This window comes from Haloferax sp. ATB1 (genome assembly GCF_000730175.1).
This window is the reverse complement of sequence record NZ_JPES01000084.1, coordinates 21,089-35,333: the sequence shown is the minus strand read 5'-3', so window position 1 is coordinate 35,333 and position 14,245 is coordinate 21,089. Positions and strand designations below refer to the sequence as shown.

The following is a 14,245-nucleotide window of genomic DNA, read 5'->3' as shown; positions in this document are numbered from 1 at the left end:
GCGGACGAGGGGGACCGAGGGCTGGCCCGTCGCCAAGCCCGACTTCCGCCCCGGCCCGATGTTCCGGTTCAACAACTGTACGAACGTCCGCATCCGCGACGTGACCATCCGCGACATGCCCGCGTGGACGCTGTCGTTCCACGGGACCGAGGAGGTCGATATCCGCGGCGTCGACATCCTCAACCACCTGCTCATCCCGAACTGCGACGGCATCGCGCTCGGCGACACGAAGAACGTCCACATCTCCGACTGCACCATCCAGTCGTGCGACGACAGCATCACCTTCGGCGCGCGACCCGACGAGCCGGTGACCTGCGAGGGCATCGTCGTGACGAACTGCACGCTCCGGTCGAGCGCCTGCGCGATCAAGTTCGGCTCGGGCACCGACGACACGATTCGCGACTGTCTGTTTCAGAACATCGTCGTCCAGGAGTCGAACCGCGGCCTCGGCATCCAGCACCGCGATTCGGGCGTCGTCGAGAACGTGCTTTTCACCGACATCGTCGTCAACTCCAACATGCTCCCCGGTCCGTGGTGGGGCAAGGGCGAACCCATCTACGTCACGTCGGTCCCGCGGGACGACGACACCGACCTCGGCGGGATTCGGAACGTGCGCTTTTCGAACATCGTCGCGCGCAGCGAGAACGGGGCGCTCGTCTACGGCTCCGAGGATTCCGACATCGAGACCATCGAGTTCGACAACGTCCGCATCGAACTCACCGGGAGCGAGTACGCCGACGAGGTGGGCGGCAACTTCGACCTCCAGCCGAGTTCGGTCGTCACGCCAATCTTCGCCAACGACATCGCCGGCGTCCACGTCGAGAACGCCCGCGACGTGACGATGCGCGACGTGACCGTCGAGTGGGACGAAGGCGACGACCTGCCCGACTACTACCGGAGCGGACTGGCCTGCGAAGACGTAGACGGCCTGCTCGTCGACGGCTTCGTCGGCCGACAGGCCCACCGCGGCGACGACGCGGCGGCGATTTCGCTCGCCGACACCACGGACATCACGGTTCGGAACTCCCGGGCGACCGAGGGAACGGGAACGTTCCTCTCGCTTTCGAACACGGACGGCGAGCGCCTGTTCGTGAACAACGACCTCATCGACGCCGCCGACGCCGGCGACGTGGAGTCGTTCGAGCGGTCGGGGAACGCCCTCCCGCGATAACCCGTACGTTCAAGCCGACGCGACCACGACGGACGAACGCGAAAACACGCAGTCGAGCCCGCGACGTTCGATTCGGTTCGGATAGCCGTATCGCCGGCTGTGGCCGTTCCAGCGGCGTTTCTCCCCGTGAACGGTGGTTTTTTGCTCCGAGCCGCCGACGGTCGACTCGATGGTACAAGAGCTGACGCTAGCCGAAGCCAAGACGATTCTCGACGCGATGGAGGAGAAAGCCGAGGAACTCGGCGTGCCGCTGAACCTCGCGGTGACGAACAGCGAGGGCAACCTCCTCGGGTTCCGCCGGATGGACGGCGCGAAGCTCGTCGCAAGCAACATCGCACAGAACAAGGCCTACACCGCCGCCGCGGTGAAGAAACCCACCCACGAACTGAAGGAAGGAGCCGAACCCGGCGGCGACGTGTACGGCCTCCACACGACCGACAACGGTCGTGTCGTCGTCTTCGGCGGCGGGTTCCCGGTCGAACACGACGGCGTCGTCGTCGGCGCGGTCGGCGCGAGCGGCGGTGCGGTGTCCGAAGACATGGAAGCGTCCCAAGCGGGACTCGAAGCGTTCGAACCGCTCCGCTGAGACGCCCGCGTCGGAGTCGCCGAGTCCGGTTTCAGTTTCGGTTCCGACGACACCCAATCCAGCGTATCTGTCCTCGCGGTCCCTTTTCGGTCAGAGTCGAACGTACGCCGAGCGGTCGGTCTCGGCCGCGTAGAGGCACCCCGTCATGTCCGCGACGTAGAGCGTCGAGCCGTCCGGCCCGCCGAGGGTGCAGTTCGTCGGACGGTTCTCGGGGAACGGGTGGCGTTCGAGCACCTCGCCCGACGGGGAGAACACGTAAATCGACGGCCCCGGACCGCTTTTTTCCCAGCCGGCGCAGGCGACGATTTCGCCCGACTCCGTGAGGGTCATGCCGTCGATGCCGCGGTGGTCGCCGAAGTCGTGCAGTATCTCGCGGGGGCCGAGCGACCCGTCGTCCCGAATCGGGTAGGCCCGCAGGTCGGTCTCTTGGTCCGGGCCGTAGGTGCATTCTGCGACGTACAGTCGCGATTCGTCCGGCGAGAGGAGGATGCCGTTCGGGCGGTCCATCTCGTCGGTGAGGTGAACGAGTCGCCACTCGTCGCCCGCGTCCGCATCCACCCGCTCGGCGCGGAAGACGGAGGTGTGGCCGAGCAACCCCCGGTCCTTGTCGTCGGGGTCGGTGAACCAGACGTCGCCGTCGCGGTCGATTTCGAGGTCGTTCGGCCCGTTGAGCGGCGTGCCCTCGAACTCGTCGACGACGACCGCCGCGGGTTCGTCCGGGGCCAGCGCGGCGATGCGGTGGCCCTCGGCCTCGCAGGCGTACAGCTCCCCGCCGAGGCCCTCGTGGAGGCCGACCGCGCCGGCGGTCGAGTCTATGTAGACGCCTGTCTCCGCCGTCTCGGGGTCGTATTCGAGGACTTGATGCTCCTTTATTTCCGTGAATCGAACCGCGTCGCCGGTCCAAATTGGCCCCTCGGTCGCCCGGAACGAACCCGCGACTCGCTCGAACTCCCATGCCATCGAGTGGTCGTTCTTTCCACGGGGACTTAAACGTCGTCCGACGGGCTCGAAACCGGTCGCTCGGTCACAGGTTCCGTTTTGTCAATTTTAATTCCAATATTAGAAACAAGTAGAGGGCGGACTGTCGTCCAACGGAAGCGACGCAGCACTGTCCGGATTCCGGACCCAACACAGAACATAACCCGCGAGTAAGTATAAGAATTTTTAGTATTCATATGTAATATTTGAAATTAGATATATTGTTCTTCTTGATTGAATATGTATTAGAAGAATTTTATCCGGATATATGCTGTGATTGAAGACAATAACACATACTAGAGACAAATATGGGTTCTAAATACCTGTTTCTCAGAAATTCGTTCTGATTCAGACGCATCCCGCTCAAAAATATCAATTCAAATTTTAGCATAGGATTCTGATAAGTATCCGTGAGGCACCAACCGATAACGGTATCCTCGGGAATCGCCACTCGTCGCGGAGACGATCGACGAACGCAGACTCGCGCGCGAGAGAAAGCAGTCGACGCCCGAGAAACTGAACCGTCGCCCGTAGAGTCGACGTCTTCCTGTAGGGGTGGGCGGTGTCGGTCGATTACCACCGCAAATCGAGTGGTGTGAGAGAAGACACACAGCCACGTTGTTCCATATTGTTCATTGGCCATTCCATATTGAACCGAGAATATTGTTTTAGGTTACTATACGGTACCTTTATGTTCCATTGCACCTCTGTGAGAATGAGTAACGTATGTCGAGAAAGGACATCACACAGACGCGGTCGCAGGTGGGGTCGAAATCGGAGTCAATCCGCGCTCGGTTCGGAGACGCGGCGAGTCGTCGGAACTTCCTCAAGGCCCTCGGGACGGCCGGCATCGCAGGTCTCGCCGGCTGTTCCGGCGGCGGTGAGAGCTACAACGGCGAAGAACAGACCACGGCCTCGGGCGGCGACGGCGAGAACACGGAGACGGAAACGTCGTCCGGCGGCGACTCGGGCAGTTCGACGCTCCGCATGAGCGCGACCCAGCGCTTCGGGACCGTCGACCCCGCGAAGGGGACGGACTACACGCAGGTGCTCGCGTTGGTCAACCTCTACGACCCGCTCGTGTTCCCCGACACGGAGGGGAACCTACAGGGGCACCTCGCCGAGGACTGGACCGTCTCGGACGACAACCGGACCTACACGTTCACGCTCCGCGAGGGCGCGACGTTCCACAGCGGCAACCCCGTCACGGCGGAGGACGTGCAGTTCTCGGCCGAGCGGTTCCTCGATATCAACCAGGGCTACTCGTCGCTGCTCGGGAACGTGCTCTCGAAGGAAAACGTGACCGTCGAGGACGAGCGGACCGTGTCGTTCACGCTCGACCGCGTCCACTCGCCGTTCCTCGCGACGCTCGTGTTACTGTTCGTCGTCGACAAGCAGTTGGTCCTCGACAACGCCGAGGACGGCGACTTCGGCGACCGCGGCGACTACGGCCAGTCGTTCCTCAACGACAACGACGCCGGCTCCGGCCCGTACGAACTCGCCGGCTTCGAGCGGCAGGCCCAGATTTCGTTCAGCCGCTACGCGGACTACTGGGGTTCGTTCAAAGACGGCGCGTACGACAACGTCGTCGTCCAGATAATCACCAACGACCCGACGGTTCGCTCGCTGATGAAGACGGGCGAACTCGACATGTCGAGCCAGTACCAAAGCGAGGAGACCTACGAGGCGCTCGCGGCCGAAGACGACATCCGCGTCGAGTCGGTCCCGACGGTGACGACGTTCTACTTCAAAATCAACACCCAGAAGGCCCCGACCGACGACCCCGCCGTCCGCGAGGCGATGGCCTACGGCTTCGACTACGAGACGGCGCGCAACGAAATCGCGCCGGGGTCGCTCCCCGCGCAGGGACCGCTCCCGACGTCGTTCGGCGTCCACAACGACGACATCGTCCAGCCGACCTACGACCCAGAGAAGGCGCGGCAGATTCTCGCCGACGCCGGCTACGAGGAGGGCGACATCACCGTCCAGAACACCTACGTGAAGGACTACGGCCTCGAAGAGAAGATGGGCCTACTGTTCCAGCAGAACATGGACGAAATCGGCATCGACGTCGAGTTGAACCCCCAGACGTGGGGGACGATGACCGAACTCGCCACGAGCGTCGAGGACACGCCGCACATCAATCAGGTGTTCTACGGGCCGGTGTACCCCTCGCCCGACACGGTGTTCTACAACCAGTACCACTCCGAGGCCGCCTCGACGTGGATGAGCATGGAACACCTCGAAGACGAGAACGTCGACTCCCTCATCGACGAGGCGCGCTCGACGGTCGACGCCGACGCCCGCGCCGAACTGTACGCCGAGGTCCAAGAGCGCATCGCGAACCAGTACCCCGACCTGTTCATCTTCGTCCAGTCGAAGAAACACGCCTTCGCCGACGACGTGAAGGGCTACACCTTCCGGCCGTCGATGAGTTTCGACTACTGGTTCCCCGACTTCTACCAAGAATGAAGTACTGGCAGTACCTCGTGCGCCGGCTCGCGGGCATCCTCGTGAGTCTCATCGGCCTGTCGATAATCATCTTCACCACGTCACGAGTGCTTCCCGGGAACCCCGCGCGGATGGCCCTCGGCGCGCTCGCGTCGGAAGAACAGGTGCAGGCGCTCGCCGCCGAGATGGGGCTGAACAAGCCGATTCCACTGCAGTACCTCGACTACATGCAGGGGACTGCTCGTCGGCGACCTCGGGACGAGCCTCGAGACGAAGCGCGCGGTCAGCACCGACATCGTCTACTACCTGCCGGCGACGCTCGAACTCATCACCGTGTCGATGTTCCTCACCGTCGTCATCGGGATTCCGCTCGGCGTCATCGCCGCGCAGAACAAAGACGGACTCACCGACAACGCGACGCGGCTCGTCGCGTTCTTCAGCGTGAGCGTGCCCGGCTTCTTCATCGCAATCATGTTCCAACTGCTGTTCGGCTACCTGCTCGAATGGCTCCCCATCACGGGGGCGGCTCGGCTTCGGAGTTCGGCTCGGGCGTCTCGCGGTTCACGGGCTTCCTGCTCGTGGACACCCTGCTGTCGGGGAACCTCGCGGCTCACGTCGACGCGTGGGCGCACATCATCCTCCCGGCGCTCGCGCTCTCGCTCGCCGGCATCGGACAGGTGATGCGCATCACCCGGTCGAGCATGATTGACGTGAAAGACCAGGACTACGTCGAGGCCGAGCGCGGCTTCGGCCTCCCCTCGTGGCTCGTCACGTACAAGTACACGCTCAAGAACGCGTTCATCCCGACGCTCACGATTCTGGGGCTGCTGTACGCCTCGTTGCTTGGGAACGCGTTCCTCATCGAACTCGTCTACTCGTGGCCCGGCCTCGCGTCCTACGGCGTCACCGCGGTACTGAACAACGACTTCAACGCCGTCGTCGGCGTCACGATGACCATCGGCGTCGCGTTCGTGAGCATCAACTTCCTCGTCGACGTGCTGCTGGGTCGCGTTGACCCCCGCATCAGACTGGCGATGGAGGAGGCGACATGAGCGCCGAGTCAGCGGGCGTCCTCGACCGGTTCGTCTCGGCCGAGCGCCGCGAACTCTGGCAGCGGTCGTGGAAGCGCTTTACGATAGCAGGCCGATGAGCGTCATCGGTCTCGGAATCATCATCGCCATCATCTTGCTCGCCGTCTTCGCGCCCGTCGTCGCGCCGTACCCCGAACACGCCGGGAAGTTCACCGACTTCTCGAACACGCTCCAGCCGCCGAGCCTCGACCACCCGCTGGGGACCGACCACGTCGGCCGCGACGTGCTCTCGCGCATCCTCTTCGGCTACCGGCTGTCGCTCATGCTCGTGGGCGTCGTCCTCGGCTTCGGCGTCCCCGTGGGCGTGCTGCTCGGCCTCGTCGCCGGCTACTACGGCGGCTGGACCGAGACGATTATCATGCGGGCGACCGACACGGCGCTCGCCTTGCCGCCGCTCGTGATGGCGTTGGCAATCACGTCGGCCTTGGAGCCGACGCTGACGAACGCGATGATAGCCCATCGCGGCGCTGTGGTGGACGTGGCACGCCCGCCTCGTCCAGAGCATCGTCGCCAGCGAGCGCGGCGAGGAGAACTACGTGCAGGCCGCGAAGCTCGCCGGCGCGAGCACGCCGCACATCCTCTTCCGGGAGATTCTCCCGAACACGCTGTCGCCGATTCTGGTCAAGGTGACCCTCGACGCGGGCTTCGTCATCCTCATCGGCGCGGGCCTGTCGTTCATCGGCGTCGGCGTCCAGCCGCCCCAGCCCGGCCTCGGGACGATGGTCAGCCAAGGGACCTCTTACCTGCCCGACTCGTGGTGGGTGAGCGTCTTCGCCGGGCTCGCCATCTTCGTCCTCGTGATGGGGTTCAACATGCTCGGCGACGGGCTGCGTGACCTCTTCGACGTGGAGGTGAACCGATGAAACTCGACGAGCCGGTCGCCGAGAACCCGCTTTTGACCGTCGAAGACCTCGAAGTCGGCTTCGAGTCGTTCGACGGCTTCGCGGAGGTCATCGACGGCGTCAACCTCTCTATCGGCAAAGGCGAGGTCGTCACCATCGCCGGCGAGACCGGCTGCGGCAAGTCGGTGACGATGAAGTCCATCCTCCGCCTGCTCAACCAGCCGCCCGCCCGCGTGAACGGTGAAATCACGTTCGACGGAACGGAACTGCTGTCGCTCTCGGACCGCGAGTTCGAGCGCGTCAAGGGCCAGCGGATGAGCCTCGTCTTCCAGGACCCGATGTCGAGTCTGAACCCGACGTTCACCATCGGCGAACAGCTCACCGACACCGCGCAGTTCGGCGGCGACAGCGACACGGGCGTCGTGGAGTTCTTCCGCCGCCGCTTCAGCGGCGAACGCGACGAGGCGCGCGAGCGCGTCTTGGAGATGCTCCGCGAGGTCCAGATGCCGGACCCCGAGAACATCATGGACTCGTACCCGTCGCAGCTGTCCGGCGGGATGCGCCAGCGCGCCCTCATCGCGCAGGCCCTGCTGAACGAGCCGGACCTGCTCATCGCCGACGAAATCGGCACCGCGCTGGACGTGACGATTCACGACCAGATTCTCGACCTGCTGAAGGACCTCATCGAGAACCACGACCTGAGCGTCCTGATGATTACCCACAACCTCGGCGTCGCCCGACAGGTGAGCGACCGCGTGTACGTCATGTACGGCGGCCGCATCGTCGAGACCGCGCCGACAGACGAGCTGTTCGAGAACCCGAAACACCCCTACACGCAGGGGCTCATCGCGTCGATTCCGCGCCTGACGGGCGACGAGATGGCGACCGGTATCGACGGCTCGATTCCCGAGTACCTCGACCCGCCGCCGGGCTGTCGGTTCGCGCCGCGGTGTCCATACGCCACCGCCGAGTGCGAGGAGGCCCGCCCGGAGATGTACAAACGCGGCCCGCAGACCGGCGTCGAGTGCGTCCTCTACGACGAGGCCGTGCCGGCGTCCGAGCGGCCGACCGTCGAGGAGACCCGGAGCCACATGACCCGGCGACCGGGCAAGCAGACGGGGGGTGACTGACGTGTCCGAACCCCTGCTCGAAGTCGACGACCTCGAGAAGTACTTCCCCGTCAAGAGCGGCATCATCAAGCGCACGTCCGACTACGTGAAAGCGGTCGACGGCGTCTCGTTCGACATCGAGCGCGGAGAGACCCTCGCGCTCATCGGCGAGTCCGGGTCCGGAAAGAGCACCGTCGCCCGGACGATTATCGGCCTGACCGGCGCGACCGGCGGGACCGTCAGGTTCGACGGCGAGGACATCACGAACGCGACCGACGAGCAACTGGCTCGCCTCCGGTCGCGCGTCCAGATGGTGTTTCAGGACCCCACGTCGAGTCTGAACCCCCGGCGGACCATCGGCAAGTCGCTCGCGGTCCCGCTGAAGGCCCGCGGCGTCCCGAAGTCCGACCTCCGGGAGCGCGTGGTCGACCTGCTCGAACGCGTCGAGTTGAACGACGAGTACTGGAACAAGTACCCCCACGAACTCTCCGGCGGGCAGAAACAGCGGGTGAACATCGCCCGCGCGCTCGCGGTGGAACCTGAACTGCTCTTGCTCGACGAGCCGACGAGCGCCCTCGACGTGAGCGTGCAGGCGAAGATTATCGCGCTCCTCGAAGACCTCCAGGCGGAGTTCGGGCTCACCTACCTGTTTATCACCCACGACCTCTCTTTGGTCCGCAACTTCGCCGACGAGACGGCCGTGATGTACCTCGGCGAGATTCAGGAGCGCGGCCCCACGGCGGAGGTCTTCCAGCGGCCGCGACACCCCTACTCGCGGGCGCTTCTCTCCGCGATTCCGGTCACCACCGACGAGGAAGAGGCGTACAAGCCGCGGCACGAACCGCTCCGGGGCGAAATCCCGAGCCCGCGGGACGTGGCCCACGGGCTGGTCGGTTCCACACGCGGTGTCCCTACGCGACCGACGCGTGTTCGGCCGACGAACCGCAGTTCGTCGCGGTCGACGCCGGCCCCAACGTCCGGTGTCACATCTACGACGAGGCGTACGCCGACGCGTTCGACGACGTGCCCGAGGTGGCCGTCGCGGCGGTCGCCGACGAGACAGTCGGCATCGAACACCCACGAATCATGAAGATAACCACAGACAACATCGACGATTTCGCAACCGGCGCGACCGTCCTCGGGACGGGCGGCGGGGGCGACCCCTACATCGGGAAGCTGATGGCACAGCAGGCTATCGAAGAGCACGGCCCCGTCGACCTCATCGACCCGCGAGACGTGCCCGACGACGCGCTCGTCATCCCGAGCGCGATGCTCGGCGCGCCGACCGTGATGGTCGAGAAGATGCCGAAGGGAACCGAGGCGCTGTCCGCCTTCGAGGCGCTCGAAACGCACCTCGGACAGGAGGCCTACGCGACGATGAGCATCGAGGCGGGCGGGCTGAACAGCACCGTCCCCATCGCCGTCGCCGCCGCGCTCGGACTCCCGCTCGTGGACGCCGACGGCATGGGCCGGGCGTTCCCCGAGGTGCAGATGGTGACGCTCACGATGGGCGGCGTCAGCGCCACCCCGATGAGCATCGCCGACGAGAAGGGCAACTCGCTTCTCGTGAACACCGTCAGCAACGAGTACGCCGAGGCGTTCGCCCGCGTGACGAGCATCGAGATGGGCGGCGCGTGCATGATAGGAACCTACGCGCTCTCCGGCGCAGAGGTCCGCGAGCACGCGATTCTCGACTCGATGTCCCTCGCCCACGACATCGGCGAGGCGATTCGCACCGCCAAGCACCGCTCGCGGGACCCCGTCGAGTCGGTCCTCGACCTCACGGACGGCTACGAGCTGTTCGCGGGGAAGATAACCGACGTGGAGCGCCGGACCGAAGGCGGCTTCGCCGTCGGCGAGGCGACCCTCGACGGCATCGACGACTGCGAGGGCCGGCAGTTCACCCTCGACTTCCAGAACGAGAACCTCGTCGCCCGCGACTCCGAGCGCGGCGTCGTGGCGAGCACCCCCGACCTGATTACGGTCGTGGACGCCGAGACGGGCGACCCCGTCACCACCGAGCGACTCGCCTACGGCCACCGGGTGCGGGTCATCGGAATGCCGTGTTCGCCGAAGTGGCGGACCGAGGAGGGACTCGACCTCGTCGGGCCGAGGTACTTCGACTACAGCATCGACTACGAACCAATCGAAACTCTCCAGCAACCCAGACATGACTGACTACCGAATCGGAATCGACGTCGGCGGCACCAACACGGACGCCGTCGTCATGGACGGCGACGACAACCTCCTCGCGAAGACGAAGACCCCCACGACCGAAGACATCACCTCGGGCATCCTCAGCGCCCTCGACGTGGTCCTCGACGACAGCGGCGTCTCCGAGGACGAACTCGACTACGTGATGCTCGGCACGACCCACGCGACGAACGCCATCACGGAGCGCCGCGGCCTCAACGAGGTCGGCGTCATCCGCATCGGCGCGCCCGCGACCCAGAGCATCCGCCCGCTCCTCGAATGGCCCGACGACCTCGCCGCGGCAATCGGCAACAACGTCGCCATCCTCGACGGCGGCCACGAGTTCGACGGCCGCCTCCTCAACGACCTCGACGAGGAGCAGGTCAGAGCGCAGATTCGCGAGTTCGCCGACGTGGACGCCTTCGCCGTGACGAGCGTCTTCTCGCCCGTCCGCGACGACCACGAGACGCGGGTCGCCGAACTCATCCGCGAGGAGGTCGGCGACGACGTGCCCATCTCCGTCTCGAACGAAATCGGGAGCGTCGGCCTGCTCGAACGCGAGAACGCGACGGCGCTCAACGCCGCGCTCACCAGCGTCGCCTCGGAGGCCGCGAACGCCTTCGTAGACGCGATGAACGAACGCGGCATCGACGCGAACCTCTACTTCGGCCAGAACGACGGGACGCTGATGAGCGTCGACTACGCCATCCGCTACCCCATCTTCACGGTCGCCAGCGGCCCCTCGAACTCGGTCCGGGGCGCGGCGTACCTCTCTGCAGGTCGAAAACGGCATCATCGTCGACGTGGGCGGCACGACCACCGACGTTGGCGCGGTCACCGAGGGCTTCCCCCGCGAGAGCAGCGTCGCCGTCGAAATCGGCGAGGTGAAGACCAACTTCCGCATGCCCGACATCATCGCCATCGGCATCGGCGGCGGCTCCATCGTCTCGACCGACGACGGCGTCACCGTCGGCCCCCAGAGCGTCGGCTACAAGCTGACCGAGGAGGCGAAGTGTTTCGGCGGGGACACGCTGACCGCGACCGACCTCGAAGTCGCCGCGGGCACCATCGACATCGGCTCCGAGACGCCGGACGTGGACGCGGAAATCGTCGAGGCCGCCCGCGAGTACGTCAGAGAGCGCGTCGAGCGCGAGGTCGACCGCATGAAGACGAGCGCCGAGCCGGTCCCCGTGGTCATCGTCGGCGGCGGGAGCATTCTCGTCCCCGACCGACATCGCGGGCGCGAGCGAGGTCCACAAGCCCGACCACTACGAGGTCGCGAACGCCGTCGGCGTCGCCATCGCGCAGGTCTCCGGCGAGGTCGACCGCATCTACAGCCTCGACGAGATGGACCGCGAGGAGGCCATCCAACACGCGAAAGACGAGGCGACAGACAACGCGCTCGCCGCCGGGGCGGACGCCGACAGCGTGGACATCGTCGACGTCGAGGAGGTCCCGCTTTCGTACCTGCCCGGCAACGCGGTGCGAATCAAGGTGAAAGCCGCCGGGGCGCTCGACCACTGATGACGGTCGAAATCGGCGTCGAGGAGATAGAGGACATCGCGCTCGGCGCGACCGTCCTCGGAACCGGCGGCGGGGGCGACCCCCACGTCGGCAAACTCGTCGCGAAGCAGGCCATCGAGGAGTTCGGCCCCGTCGAACTCCTCCCCCCGGACGAACTGGACGCGGACGACTTCGTCATCCCGACCGCCCAGATGGGCGCGCCGACCGTCTCGGTCGAGAAGCTTCCGAGCGGGCGGGAGGCCGTCACCTCGATGGAGCGCATCGAGCGCGAACTCGGCAAGACCGCCGACGCGACGATGCCGATCGAGTGCGGCGGCATCAACTCGACGTTCCCCTTCGCCGTCGCGGCCCGCCGCGGGCTTCCCGTGGTCGACGCCGACGGCATGGGTCGGGCGTTCCCCGAACTCCAACACGAGACGTTCAACATCTACGGCGTCAGCGGGACGCCCGCGGCCGTCAGCGACGAGCAGGGGAACACCTGCCTCATCGAGACGGAGGACAACGACCAGTTGGAGTGGCTGGCCCGCGGCGTCACGGTCAGGATGGGCGGCGTCGCCTACGTCTCGGACTACCCGATGACCGGGACGCAGGTCAAAGAGACGGCCATCCCCGGCACGATGTCGCTCGCCCGCGACCTCGGCCGCGCGCTCCGACTCGCCGAGGACGACGCGATGGAGCGCCATCCGCGAGGTGACCCGCGAGTCGATTTACGGCGAGGCGCGGTCGCTGTTCGAGGGGAAAATCGTGGACGTCCAGCGCCGTACCGAGCGCGGGTTCGTCTTCGGCCACGTCGATATCGACGGCCTCGACTCCGACGAGGGGTCGGCGATGCGCATCGAGTTCCAAAACGAGAACCTCGGCGCGGCCGTCGACGGAAGCTACGTGGCGACCGTCCCCGACCTCATCACCGTCCTCGACCGCGAGACGGGCGGCCCGATTCCGACCGAGAGCCTCCGATACGGGGCGCGAGTCCGCGTGCTCGGCATTCGGACGCCCGAGATAATGCGGACGCCCGCCGCGCTCGACGTGTGGGGGCCGGGGTCGTTCGGCCTCGACGCGACCTACGAACCACTCGCGGACCACCCATGAGTTTCGACATCCCACACCTGACGGAGGTAACGCTCGACGACCTCGAAGCGCTCGGCATCGGCGCGGGCATCCTCGGCACCGGCGGCGGCGGCAACCCCCGCCTCGGCCGGCTGCGCCTCCAGACGCTCCTCGAAGACGACGCCTACCCCGACGCGGTCGAACTGGTCGACCCGCGGGACCTGCCGGCCGACGCCACCGTGGCGAGCGTCGGCGGGATGGGCGCGCCCACCATCAGCGTCGAGAAGTTCGCCGGCGGCGACGAGGAGGTGCAGTCGCTTCGGGCCATCGAAGACCTCTCCGGCGAGACGGTCGACGCGCTCATCCCCGGCGAAATCGGCGGCGCGAACAGCATGGCCCCGCTGTGCGTGGCGGCGATGACCGACCTCCCCGTGGTCGACGCCGACGGCATGGGCCGGGCGTTCCCCGAACTCCAGATGGACACGTTCTTCATCTACGGCACGCCCGTGAACTACGCGGCGACGACCGACGAGCGCGGCAATCAGGTCGTCTACCGGGACATCGACTCGGCCAAGCGCCTCGAAGACCTCGCGCGGGCCATCACCGTCCAGATGGGCGGCCGCTCGGGCTACGCCTTCCCGCTCATGACCGGGGAGTTCGTCTCGGAGTACGCGGTTCCCCACACCGTCTCGCTCGCCACCGAACTCGGTCGGGCGGTCGAACGCGCCCGCGACGCCGGCACCGACCCCGTCGACGCCGGCCGCGAACTCCTCGGCGGCGAGGAGCTGTTCGCCGGGAAAATCGTGGACGTGCACCGTCGCAACCGCGACGGCTTCGCGCTCGGGAGCGTCACGCTCGCCGGGATAGACGAGGACGCGACCCTCGAAATCGAGTTCCAAAACGAGTTCCTCGTCGCCCGCGACGACGACGGCGACCTGCGCACGACGGTCCCGGACCTCATCTGTCTGGTCGACACCGACACCGGCGCGCCGGTCACGACCGACGCCCTGCGGTACGGCCAGCGCGTCCGCGTCCTCGGCGTGCCCGCGCCCGAACTGCTCACGACGCCCGAGGCGCTCGACGTCATCGGCCCCGAGGCGTTCGGGTACGACGTTCCCTACGACCCGCTTCCGCGGGACGAGACGGGGTGGTGACCGCCGGACGCGCAGAAGCGCCGGGGCCTTCCCGGCGATGCGACCCGCACACTAGCCGATTCGGCACAAATCCTGTGCCGTTTTGATACGGTTACGCCA

At 66.0% G+C, this 14,245-nt stretch carries 7 protein-coding genes and 5 pseudogenes; 11 read left to right on the top strand and 1 reads right to left on the bottom strand.

All coding sequences use genetic code 11. The features are described 5' to 3' along the window. Positions 1-1,171 (top strand): glycosyl hydrolase family 28 protein (locus tag ATB1_RS14170; protein WP_042664763.1); only part of this gene is annotated, 1,171 nt, incomplete at its 5' end. Positions 1,172-1,340: 169 nt separating this feature from the next. Then, a complete protein-coding gene (locus ATB1_RS14165; protein WP_042664749.1) occupies positions 1,341-1,757 on the top strand; it encodes a heme-binding protein in 417 nt (138 codons plus the stop codon). A gap of 90 nt (positions 1,758-1,847) precedes the next feature. Here ATB1_RS14165 and ATB1_RS14160 read toward each other — a convergent pair whose 3' ends face one another. Then, the gene (locus ATB1_RS14160) at positions 1,848-2,717 is read right to left on the bottom strand and encodes an SMP-30/gluconolactonase/LRE family protein (protein ID WP_042664747.1); all 870 of its coding nucleotides are present in this window, start codon (positions 2,715-2,717) and stop codon (positions 1,848-1,850) included. A 744-nt stretch (positions 2,718-3,461) separates the two neighbouring features. On the opposite strand from ATB1_RS14160, the gene ATB1_RS14155 reads away from it, so the two are divergent. The 9 genes and pseudogenes from ATB1_RS14155 to ATB1_RS14115 all read left to right on the top strand — a co-directional run bounded on the left by ATB1_RS14155 (position 3,462) and on the right by ATB1_RS14115 (position 14,146). Next, positions 3,462-5,207 (top strand): ABC transporter substrate-binding protein, encoded by a 1,746-nt coding sequence (locus tag ATB1_RS14155; RefSeq protein WP_042664744.1) that lies wholly within the window; start codon positions 3,462-3,464, stop codon positions 5,205-5,207. Beyond that, a pseudogene (locus ATB1_RS14150) lies at positions 5,204-6,238 on the top strand (ABC transporter permease). Before ATB1_RS14155 ends, ATB1_RS14150 begins: the two are co-directional and overlap by 4 nt. Further along, positions 6,235-7,140 (top strand): annotated as a pseudogene (locus tag ATB1_RS14145) (ABC transporter permease). Before ATB1_RS14150 ends, ATB1_RS14145 begins: the two co-directional pseudogenes overlap by 4 nt. Continuing rightward, entirely contained in the window at positions 7,137-8,249 is a 1,113-nt protein-coding gene (locus tag ATB1_RS14140; RefSeq protein ID WP_042664741.1) for an ABC transporter ATP-binding protein, read from the top strand. Before ATB1_RS14145 ends, ATB1_RS14140 begins: the two are co-directional and overlap by 4 nt. Then, positions 8,242-9,318 (top strand): annotated as a pseudogene (locus ATB1_RS14135) (ABC transporter ATP-binding protein). Before ATB1_RS14140 ends, ATB1_RS14135 begins: the two are co-directional and overlap by 8 nt. Beyond that, a complete protein-coding gene (locus ATB1_RS14130) occupies positions 9,315-10,406 on the top strand; it encodes a DUF917 domain-containing protein (protein WP_042664760.1) in 1,092 nt (363 codons plus the stop codon). The pseudogene ATB1_RS14135 and the gene ATB1_RS14130 overlap by 4 nt, the downstream one beginning before the upstream one ends. Continuing rightward, positions 10,399-11,945: pseudogene (locus ATB1_RS24180) on the top strand (hydantoinase/oxoprolinase N-terminal domain-containing protein). The gene ATB1_RS14130 and the pseudogene ATB1_RS24180 overlap by 8 nt, the downstream one beginning before the upstream one ends. Beyond that, positions 11,945-13,034: pseudogene (locus ATB1_RS24175) on the top strand (DUF917 domain-containing protein). The pseudogenes ATB1_RS24180 and ATB1_RS24175 overlap by 1 nt, the downstream one beginning before the upstream one ends. Continuing rightward, positions 13,031-14,146, top strand: coding sequence for a DUF917 domain-containing protein (locus ATB1_RS14115; RefSeq protein ID WP_042664735.1), 1,116 nt, complete (start codon positions 13,031-13,033; stop codon positions 14,144-14,146). Before ATB1_RS24175 ends, ATB1_RS14115 begins: the two are co-directional and overlap by 4 nt. Positions 14,147-14,245: the final 99 nt, after the last annotated feature.

Bases quoted from the DNA above. Each gene is read 5' to 3' on its own strand.
- ATB1_RS14165 (WP_042664749.1), top strand. From the start codon at position 1,341: ATGGTACAAGAGCTGACGCTAGCCGAAGCCAAGACGATTCTCGACGCG.
- ATB1_RS14160 (WP_042664747.1), bottom strand. From the start codon at position 2,717: ATGGCATGGGAGTTCGAGCGAGTCGCGGGTTCGTTCCGGGCGACCGAG.
- ATB1_RS14155 (WP_042664744.1), top strand. From the start codon at position 3,462: ATGTCGAGAAAGGACATCACACAGACGCGGTCGCAGGTGGGGTCGAAA.
- ATB1_RS14140 (WP_042664741.1), top strand. From the start codon at position 7,137: ATGAAACTCGACGAGCCGGTCGCCGAGAACCCGCTTTTGACCGTCGAA.
- ATB1_RS14130 (WP_042664760.1), top strand. From the start codon at position 9,315: ATGAAGATAACCACAGACAACATCGACGATTTCGCAACCGGCGCGACC.
- ATB1_RS14115 (WP_042664735.1), top strand. From the start codon at position 13,031: ATGAGTTTCGACATCCCACACCTGACGGAGGTAACGCTCGACGACCTC.